At 55.4% G+C, this 523-nt stretch carries 6 tRNA genes; all 6 read right to left on the reverse strand.

Annotated elements, in window-relative coordinates:
* Nucleotides 1–3: 3 nt before the first annotated feature.
* The 6 genes from H8891_RS15070 to H8891_RS15095 all read right to left on the reverse strand — a co-directional run bounded on the left by H8891_RS15070 (nt 4) and on the right by H8891_RS15095 (nt 522).
* Nucleotides 4–80: transfer RNA gene (locus tag H8891_RS15070), tRNA-Asp, on the reverse strand.
* A gap of 5 nt (nt 81–85) precedes the next feature.
* Nucleotides 86–161 (reverse strand) — tRNA-Val (locus tag H8891_RS15075).
* A gap of 12 nt (nt 162–173) precedes the next feature.
* Nucleotides 174–247 (reverse strand) — tRNA-Gly (locus H8891_RS15080).
* A gap of 9 nt (nt 248–256) precedes the next feature.
* Nucleotides 257–331, reverse strand: a tRNA-Glu gene (locus H8891_RS15085).
* A gap of 14 nt (nt 332–345) precedes the next feature.
* Nucleotides 346–421, reverse strand: a tRNA-Met gene (locus tag H8891_RS15090).
* Between the two features lie 12 nt (nt 422–433).
* Nucleotides 434–522 (reverse strand) — tRNA-Leu (locus H8891_RS15095).
* Between the last annotated feature and the right edge of the window lies 1 nt (nt 523).

The raw sequence follows: 523 nt of genomic DNA on the forward strand, positions 1-523 counted from the left end.
TTTTGGCGACCTGGAAGGGACTCGAACCCTCGACCTCCAGCGTGACAGGCTGGCATTCTAACCAGCTGAACTACCAGGCCGCAATTGGTGGGACTAACAGGGCTCGAACCTGTGACCCCCTGCTTGTAAGGCAGGTGCTCTCCCAGCTGAGCTATAGTCCCATATGTTTAATCTGGAGCGGGTGAAGGGGATCGAACCCTCACAGCCGGCTTGGAAGGCCGGAACTCTACCATTGAGCTACACCCGCATATTTAATTGGTGACCCATAGGGGAATCGAACCCCTGTTACCGCCGTGAAAGGGCGGTGTCTTGACCGCTTGACCAATGGGCCTTGTGAAATTTTAATGGTTGCGGAGGCAAGACTCGAACTTGCGACCTTCGGGTTATGAGCCCGACGAGCTGCCAACTGCTCCACCCCGCGATGTTATTTAAATGGTGCCGAAGACCGGAATCGAACCGGTACGAGAGGTAAGTCCCGCAGGATTTTAAGTCCTGTGCGTCTGCCAGTTCCGCCACTTCGGCA

It is taken from the genome of Paeniclostridium hominis (assembly GCF_014306135.1).
In the GTDB taxonomy this organism is placed as follows: domain Bacteria; phylum Bacillota; class Clostridia; order Peptostreptococcales; family Peptostreptococcaceae; genus Paraclostridium; species Paraclostridium hominis.